Origin of the sequence: Longimicrobium sp. (assembly GCF_036280135.1) — a bacterium.
GTDB lineage: Bacteria > Gemmatimonadota > Gemmatimonadetes > Longimicrobiales > Longimicrobiaceae > Longimicrobium.
The window spans coordinates 1-8,726 of sequence record NZ_DASURI010000926.1; the positions used below are offsets into that span (position 1 = coordinate 1).

Below are 8,726 nucleotides of genomic sequence, written 5' to 3' on the forward strand. Positions count from 1 at the left end.
AGGTGGCGCGCCAGGCGGGCGGCGTCCGCGTCCAGGGCGCCGTACGTCACCGTCTGCCCGCCGAAGACGAGGGCCACGGCGTCCGGCGCCCGCGCCGCCCGCGCGGTGATGTCCAGGTGCACGGGCCGCGGGTGGTACGGACGGGGGACGCCGCCCCACGCCTCCAGCACGCGGCGCCGCTCGCCGTCCTCCAGCAGCTGCAGCCGCGACAGGGGGAGGGCGGGGTCGGCCGCCACGCGCCGCAGCACGGCGAGCAGGTGGGCCGCCATCCGCTCCGCCGTGCCCCGCTCGAAGAGGTCCGCGGCGTAGGCCAGCCCGCCCCGCAGGTCGTCTGCGCGCGCCCGCAGGGCCAGCGACAGGTCGTACTTGGTGACGGGGAGGTCCACCTCCACCGCGTCCACCCGCAGGCCCGGGAAGGCGGGCGGGTCCGCGGCGTTCTCCTCCAGCGCGTACGCCACCTGGAAGAGGGGGGCGTGGCTCAGGGAGCGGCCGGGCCGCAGCTCGGCCACCAGCCGCTCGAAGGGGACCTCCTGGTGCTCCCAGGCGCCCAGCACGGCCTCGCGGACGCGCCCCAGGAGGACGCGGAACGGCGGGTCGCCCGACAGGTCGCCCCGCAGGGCCAGCGTGTGCGCGAACAGGCCGGCCACGCCGCGCACCTCCGGGCGCTCGCGCCCCGCGGCAGGGCTTCCCACCACCACGTCGTCCACTCCCGCGTACCGGGCCAGCAGGGCCTGGAAGGCGGCCAGCACCACCATGTAGAGCGTGGCGTCCGCGTCGCGGGCCAGGGTCCGCAGGGCGGCGGCCAGCTCCGCCGGCACCGCCACGGGCACGCGGCCGCCGGCGTGGGTGCGCAGCGGGGGACGCGGGTGGTCCGTGGGGAGCTCCAGGAGCGCGGGGGCGTGGGCCAGCCGCGCCCGCCAGTACGCCAGGGGCTGCTCCAGGACCGCGTCCCCCAGCCGCGCCCGCTGCCAGGCGGCGTAGTCGGCGTACTGCACGGGGAGGGGGGGCAGCTCCGGCCGGGTCCCCGCCCGGGCGGCGGCGTAGCCGGCGGCCAGCTCGCCCAGCAGCAGGTCCACCGTCCACCCGTCCGCCACCCCGTGGTGCATGCAGAGGAGGAGCAGGTGGTCGTCCGTCGCCATCCGCAGCAGCCGCGCGCGGACGAGCGGCCCCGCGGCCAGGTCGAACGGGCGCAGGGCCTCGGCCGCGGCGCGGCGCAGGGCCTCGGCCTCCGGGTCCGCCGCGTCCCGCACGTCGTCCAGGGGGAGCGGCACGGCGGCAGGGGGGGCGGACACCTGCACGGGGGCGCCGTCCACGGTGGGAAAGACGGTGCGCAGGACCTCGTGCCGCGCCGCCAGCCCGTCCAGGGCCCGCGCCAGGGCATCCGCGTCCAGGGGGCCCCGCAGGCGCAGCGCCGCGGGAAGGTTGTACAGGGGGCTCCCCGGCTGCAGGCGGTCCAGGAACCACAGCCGCTCCTGGGCAAACGAGAGCGGCAGCGGCGCATCCCGCCCCACGGGGAGCACGGGCGGCGCGGGGGGCGCGCCCCGGCGGCGCTCCGCCTCTACCCGTGCGGCCAGGGCCGCCAGGGTGGGCGCCTCGAAGAGGGCCCGCAGGGGGAGCTCCACCCCCAGCGACTCGCGCAGGGCCGCCACCACGCGCGCGGCCAGCAGCGAGTGCCCGCCCAGGGAAAAGAAGCCGTCTGCCGCGCCCACGCGCTCGCACCCCAGCACCCGCGCCCACACGCCCGCCAGCACCGCCTCCAGGGGCGTGCGGGGGGCCACGTAGCCGTCCTCGCCCTCCGCGTCCGCCGGCGCGGGGAGGGCCCGGCGGTCCACCTTGCCGTTGGGGGTGAGGGGGAGCGCGTCCAGCTCCACGAACGCCGCGGGCACCATGTAGTCCGGGAGCGCGTCGCGCAGGGCGCCGCGCAGGGCCTCGGCGGGGGCGCCCACGACGTACGCCACCAGCCGCGGGTCGCCCCGGGGGTCCGGGCGCACGGCCACGGCACAGTCGGCGGCGCCGGCCCGGCGCAGGGCGGCCTCCACCTCGCCGGGCTCCACGCGGTAGCCGCGCACCTTGACCTGCGCGTCCAGCCGGCCCAGGTACGCTAGCGTTCCGTCGGCCCGCCAGCGCACCCGGTCGCCCGTGCGGTACACGCGCGCGCCGGGCCGCGGCCCCAGCGGGTCGGGGAGGTAGCGCTCCGCCGTGAGGGCGGGGCGGTCCAGGTACCCCCGCGTCACCCCTTCGCCCCCCAGGAACAGCTCGCCGGGCACCCCCACGGGAACGGGGCGCAGGGTCGCGTCCAGCACGTACGCCCGCGAGTTGGACAGCACGCGGCCGATGGTGGGCGGCCCGCCGGGCGTGCGCAGGGCCACCGTGCTGAAGGTGGTGTCCTCGGACGGCCCGTACCCGTCGTACACGCGCTCCACGCCCCGGGCGTACAGGGCATCCACCAGCTCCGCCTTGAGGGGCTCGCCCCCCAGCAGCACCGTGCGCACGCCGGGGGGAAGCCCGTCCACGGCCAGCAGCGCCGCGGCCGCCGAGGGCACGGTGTCCAGGAACCGCACCTCGTCCGCCGCGGGGGCCCCGGGAAGCGCCAGGGCGTTCTCCACCACGATCACCCGGCCGCCGCGCCCCAGGGGGGCGAACAGCTCGAACACCGACATGTCGAAGCAGACGGAGGTGGACGCCAGCATCCCCCCCAGCTCCGCGGGGGAAAAGGTGTCCCACGCCCACGACAGCATGGCCAGGGCGCTGCGGTGCTCGATGGCCACGCCCTTGGGCCGGCCCGTGCTCCCGGAGGTGTAGATGAGGTACGCCAGGTTGCGCGGCCCCGCGCCCGGCGCGGGGTCGTCCGCGGGACGGGCGGCGATCGCCTCCGCCTCGGTGTCCAGCACCACGCGCCGCACGCCGGGCGCGTCGGGAAGCAGGGGCGCCAGGGCGGACTGCGTCACCAGCACGGGCGCGCCCGCGTCGGCCAGGGTGAGCGCCAGCCGCCCGGGGGGATACGCCGGGTCCAGGGGCACGTACGCGCCCCCGGCCTTGAGCACCCCCAGCAGCGCCGCCACCAGGTCCATGCCGCGCCGCAGGCACACGCCCACGCGCACCTCGGGGCCCACCCCCGCCGCGCGCAGGTGGTGCGCGATGCGGTTGGCGCGCGCGTTCAGCGCCCCGTACGAGAGGGCCTCGCGCCCGTGCAGCACGGCCACGGCGCTGGGCGTCCGCGCCGCCTGCGCCTGGAAGGCCTGGTGGATGCACCCGTCCGTGGGAAACGGGGCGTCCGTGCGGTTCCACCCGTCCACCACCCGGGCGCGCTCGTGGGCCCCCATGGGCTCCAGGGCGGAGAGGGGACGGTCCGCGTCCGCCGCCACCTGCTCCAGCAGCCGCGCCAGGTGCTCCAGCATCCGCCCGGCGGTGGCGGGCTCGAACAGGTCCGTGTCGTACGACAGCGTGGCCCGCAGCCCGTCCCCGCGGGGGGCGACGGAGAGCGCCAGGTCGAACTTGGCGCCGTCCGTCTCCACCTCCACCCGCTCCGCGGCCACGCCTGCGAGGTCCGGGACGCCGGCGTCGTCCTCCAGCGAGAACACCACCTGGAAGAGGGGGGTCTGGCTCAGCGTGCGCTCCGGCCGCAGCTCCGCCACCAGCCGCTCGAACGGCACCTCGCCGTGCGCGTGGGCGTCCAGGACGGTGGCGCGCACCCGGCGCAGGACCTCGCGGACGTCCGGGTCGCCGGACAGGTCCGTCCGCAGCACCAGCGTGTCGACGAAGAAGCCCGCCAGCCCCTCCACGGCGCGGTGCGTGCGCCCGGAGACGGGGGTGCCCACCACCACGTCGTCCGTCCCCGCGTACCGGCCCAGCAGCACCTGGAAGGCGGCCAGCAGCACCATGTACAGGGTGGCGCGCTCCTCCCGCGCCCGCGCCTCGAGCCCCGCGCGCAGGGCCGGGGACAGGTCCAGCCGCGCCCGCGCCCCGCGAAAGCGCTGTGCGGCGGGGCGCGGGTGGTCCGCGGGCAGCTCCAGCAGCGCGGGCGCGCCGGCCAGCCGCGCGCGCCACCACGCCAGGGGCGCGCGCAGGGCGTCGCCGTCCAGCCGCGCCCGCTGCCACGCGGCAACGTCGCCGTAGCGCAGGGGCGGCTCCGGCAGGGGCGCCGGCCGGCCGTCGCGCGCGGCGGCGTACAGGACGGACAGCTCGCGGAAGATCACCCCCACGCTCCACCCGTCGCCCACCGCGTGGTGCATGCAAAGGACGAGCAGGTGGTCGTCCGCCGCCGTCCGCAGCAGCCGCGCGCGAAAGAGCGGGCCCGCGGCCAGGTCGAACGGGCGCGCGGCCTCCTCCGCCGCCCGCCGCCGCGCCTGGTCCGCGGGGTCGTCCGCGGCGGACAGGTCCTCCACGGGGAGGGCGAACCCCGCGAAGGGGGCCACGCGCTGCACGGGGCCGTCGTCCCCGGCGGCAAAGGTGGTGCGCAGGGGCTCGTGGCGGCGCACGACGCCGCCCAGCGCCCGCTCCAGGGCGGCGGCGTCCAGCGGGCCGCGCAGCCGCAGGGCCACGGGCAGGTTGTACAGCGCGCTTCCCGGCCCCAGGCGGTCCACCAGCCACAGCCGCTCCTGGGCAAAGGAGAGCGGCGCCGGGCCGTCGTCCTCCCGGCGGGCGGGCGGCGGAACGCGGGGGGCCTCGTCGCGGCGCGCGTCCTCCACCCGCGCGGCCAGCTCGGCCACGGTGGGCGCCTCGAACAGGGCCCGCAGGGGCAGGTCCACCCCGAACACCTCGCGCACGCGGGCCACGATGCGCGTGGCCAGCAGCGAGTGCCCGCCCGCCTCCAGGAAGTTCTCCCCCGTCCCCACCCGGTCGCGGCCCAGCACCTCGGCCCACAGGGCGGCCAGCACCTCCTCCACGGGCGTGCGGGGCGCGCGGTACTCCGCCGCGGCGTCGTGCGCGGGCGGCGCGGGAAGGGCGCGGCGGTCCACCTTGCCGTGGGCCGACAGGGGCAGCGCCTCCAGCACCACGAACGCGGAGGGGACCATGTAGTGCGGCAGGGCGCCGCGCAGGCGGGCGCGCACCTCGTCCACCCGGGGCGCGCCGGCCAGGTACGCCACCAGCCGCGGATCGCCGGGCACGTCCTCGCGCACCACCACGGCGCACGCGCGCACGCCGGGCTGGGCGCGCAGCAGCGCCTCCACCTCGCCCGGCTCGATGCGGTAGCCGCGCAGCTTGACCTGCTCGTCCGCCCGGCCCAGGTACTCCAGGGTGCCGTCGGCGCGGCGGCGCACGCGGTCGCCCGTGCGGTACAGGCGCGCGCCGGGCTCGGCCGCGAACGGGTCGGGGACAAAGGCGGCGGCCGTCTGCCCGGGCCGGTCCCGGTAGCCGCGCGCCACCCCCGCCCCGCCGATCCACAGCTCCCCCGCCACCCCCGGCGGCACCAGCGCCCCCGCGGGGCCGCAGACGTACGCGCGCAGGTTGGGCAGGGGCAGGCCGATGGGATGCCCCGCCGCCGCGCCGTCCGCCGGCACGGGCCAGGCGGTGCAGACCACCGTGGTCTCCGTGGGTCCGTAGACCACGCGCAGGTCGCCGTCCGGCAGGACGCGGCGGACGGCCGCGAGGACGTCCGGCGGCACGCGGTCGCCCCCCGTCCCGATCACCCGCACGGCGCCCAGCGGCCCGCCGCCGGCCGCGTCCACCAGCTGGCGGAGAAAGGCGGGGACGGCGTACAGCACGGTGGTGTCGGCCAGCGCGTCCAGCACCCGCGCGGGGTCGCGCTGCTCGTCCGCCGACAGCAGGCGCGCGCGGCCGCCGGCCAGCAGGGGGCCGAACACCTCCACGAGCCACTTGTCGAAGGTGTACGACGCCTGGGCCACGCCCCCGTCCGCCGGCCCGATGCCGAACGCGGCGGCCACGCCCAGCAGGTGGTTGGCCAGGGCCCGGTGCGGCACGGCCACGCCCTTGGGGGTGCCGGTGGAGCCGGAGGTGTAGAGCACGTACGCCAGGTTCTCCGGCGACACCTCGGCCGATCCGCCTGCTTCCGCCGATCCGCCTGCTTCCGCAGATCCTGCCGATTCCGACGGATCGGCACATTCCGCTGGTCTGCCCGGCTCCGCCGATCCCGCCGATCCCGCCGATCCCGCCGATCCCGCAGATCCCGCAGATCCCGCAGATCCCGCAGATCCTGCCGATTCCGCCGATCGAGCAGATCCCGCACATCCCACCGAATCCGCCCGGGCATCGTCCGTGTCGTCTTCATCCCCGTCGCCCGCGAGGAGGAGGGGGACGGCGTGCGGGGGCAGGTGCGGGACGAGGGCGGACTCCGTCAGCAGGACGGCGGGAGCACAGTCGCGCAGCAGGAGGGCCAGGCGCCCGGGGGGCGCGGCCGGGTCCAGGGGGATCCAGGCGCCGCCCGCCTTCCACACGGCCAGCACGGCCGCCACCAGGGAGAACCCCGGCCGCAGGCAGAGCGCGACGGGCACTTCGAGCCCCACGCCCCGCCGCCGCAGCCGCCGGGCGAGCGCGCTGGCCCGCGCGTCCAGCCGCGCGTAGCCCCACCGCTCCGCGCCCATGACGAGGGCCGTGGCGTCCGGCGTGCACCGCGCCTGCCGCTCGAACAGCGTGTGCACGCAGGCGTCCAGCGGGTACGCCGCGGGCGGCGGATTCCACGCCCGCGCCTCGCGGTGCCGCGCGTGATCGTCCAGCGGGTCCAGCGCGGCCAGGGGGCGGTCAGGGTGGGCCGCCATCTGCTCCAGCAGGCACGCCAGCTGGCCCAGCACGGCATCCGCCGCGGCGGCGTCCAGGCGGTCGGCGTCGTACTCCAGGCGCAGGCGCAGCGGGGGCGCGGCGTAGGCGGCGAGCGAAAGGGGAAAGCCCAGCCGGCGGTGCATGCGGACGGTGCGGGTGCGCCATGCCGGCCCCATCGCGCGGAACGCCGCCTCGTACGAGTCCGCCTGGTAGTTGAAGATGGTGTCGAAAAGGGGCGTTCCCGCCCCCACCCCGCTCCACCGGGCCACGTCGGCCAGGGCGGCGTGCTCGTGCGCGCGCAGCGCCGCGTTGCCCCGCGCCACGGCCCCAAGCCACTCCGCCACGGTCGCGTCGGCGGGGAGCGGGACGGGGACGGGGATGGTGTTGATGAGGGGGCCGATCATCTCGTCCGCGCCCGGCAGCCCCGTGGACCGCCCCGCGCGCACCACGCCCAGCACGGGCGCGGACTGCCCCGTGTAGCGCCCCAGCAGCACCGCCCACGCGCCCTGCGCCAGGGTGTTCAGGTTGATGCCGTGCGCCTCCTTGAACGCGCGCAGGGCGCCGTCCGCCCCGGCGGAAAGCGCCCGCTCGCGCACGCCGAAGGGCGGCTCCGCGACCGGGTCGCGCGGGGCCGCGCGCAGCACGGGCACGGGGACGGGCGCGTCCGCGCCGCGCAGCCGGTCCCGCCAGTACGCCTCGCCCGCGGCGGCGTCGCGGCCGCGCAGCCACGCCACGTGCTCGCGAAACGGCGTCCGCTCCGGCAGGGCGCCCTCGTCCGGCACGTGGCCGTCGTACAGGGCAAGGACGTCGCGCAGCACCAGGGTGAACGACCGCGCGTCCAGCAGCAGGTGGTGAAAGCTCCACACGAGCACCCAGGCGTCGTCCGCCAGGCGCACCAGCACCACGCGCATCAGCGGCGGGCGGGCGGGGTCAAAGCCGCGGGCCCGGTCCTCCTCCAGCAGCGCCGCCAGCCACGGCTCCCGCGCGTCCGGCTCCATCGAAGGCGCCTCGCGCACCTCCACCCACACGCGGGCGCCGGGGTCCGCCCACTGCTCCGGCTCGGCCAGCCCCGCCCAGCGAAAGCCCGTGCGCAGCATGGGGGTGCGGCGCAGCACGCCGTCCCACGCGCGCTGCATGCGCGCGGCGTCCACCCGCTCGTCCAGGTGCACGGCGGCCTGCTGCACGTTCACGCCCGACGCCGGGGCCAGCAGGGACTGGAACAGCATCCCCTGCTGCAGCGGCGAAAGGGCGTACGGCGCGTCAGGGATCGGCGGAGAGAGCGACATCGCGTGCGGGGCGCGTGGTGCCGGAGCGGTCCAGCCGGTGAGGGCGTGGCGGGTGTGACACAGAAATAGTCAGATTCCGTGAGCGGGTCAAGGAGGTTGATTCCAGGTCCGCGCCTCGACCTGTCCCCCGCATCGCGTCCCATCCCGCCGATCCGCCCGGCACCGGCGATTTCCGCCCCTCCCGCAGAGAGACGATTTTCATCCACTTCTGCCGATGGGCCGCGATCCTCGCTGAAACCGGATCCCGCTCCGTAAACTTCGCTGATGCTGATTCCCACCCGGAGAAAGGTCCTTGTCTGCCTCGCCTGTCTGGATTAATAATTCAGGACATTTATCGGATGGAATGCGAAACGTGGGGATTGCGGAAACCGCGCTCCATCCCGCAGGCCCCCGCCTGCCGAAGCGGAAACGTATCCGTACTCGTACCGACGCCCATCCCGGGGATACGATGGCCCCAAGCACACGCATCCCACCCCCTTGTCCTCTGCCCCGGAATCCATGACCCGCCGAGCCGACGCCTGGCTGCTCTACGCCGGGGAAACCGACACGCCCCGGCGCGCCGCCCTGGTCCGCGAGACCATCGACATCCCCGCGGCCGGCCCCGGCGAGGTGATCGCCGAGCCGCTGTACGGGTGCTGGGAAGGAAACATGGGGCATGCCGTCAACCGCGTGCCCGTGGACATCTGCCGCCAGCGGCGCGAGCCCCGGGTGGTGATCGGCAAC

1 protein-coding gene and 1 pseudogene are annotated in these 8,726 nt (G+C 77.2%); one reads left to right on the forward strand and one right to left on the reverse strand.

Annotated elements, in window-relative coordinates:
* On the reverse strand, nucleotides 1-8,003 hold an 8,003-nt coding region (locus VFZ20_RS29820), incomplete at its 3' end, for a non-ribosomal peptide synthetase (RefSeq protein WP_329687614.1).
* A gap of 498 nt (nucleotides 8,004-8,501) precedes the next feature.
* Between VFZ20_RS29820 and VFZ20_RS29825 the strand changes: the two are divergent.
* Nucleotides 8,502-8,726 (forward strand): annotated as a pseudogene (locus VFZ20_RS29825) (zinc-binding alcohol dehydrogenase family protein); the annotation flags it as partial.